This window comes from Streptomyces sp. P17 (genome assembly GCF_032436805.1).
Lineage (GTDB): Bacteria > Actinomycetota > Actinomycetes > Streptomycetales > Streptomycetaceae > Streptomyces.
Window position 1 is genome coordinate 1 of the sequence record NZ_JAVRBF010000546.1, and the last position, 312, is coordinate 312.

The 312-nt window shown below is 48.7% G+C and carries 1 protein-coding gene; it reads right to left on the minus strand.

Annotated features, from left to right (window positions below; genetic code table 11):
- A partial coding sequence (locus RMT89_RS42050; protein WP_315889028.1) for a hypothetical protein occupies positions 1-283 on the minus strand: 283 nt, incomplete at its 3' end.
- Positions 284-312: the final 29 nt, after the last annotated feature.

The following is a 312-nucleotide window of genomic DNA, read 5'->3' on the forward strand; positions in this document are numbered from 1 at the left end:
GCTTCATCCCAAGTTCGTTGCAACCCAATCCTAAAGCTGCATCAACTGTATATTTGATTAGATCCACGCCGGTTGAGTAGCGGATGACTTCCGGTATCAGGCAGCCACCGTTCCTTGGGCCTAATTCCAGGAAGTAGAACTTGCCGTCTTCAGAAAACACGAAGTCGAAGTTCAGCGCTCCCATTTTCATATCCAACAGTGTCAATAGACGCTGGGATTCTGCATGAGCAACTTCCAGCAGATGATCGGCATGTGATGTCGGGAACGTCTGGCCGATAGGCACCAAACCATTACATAGTATGTCGAAGTGCT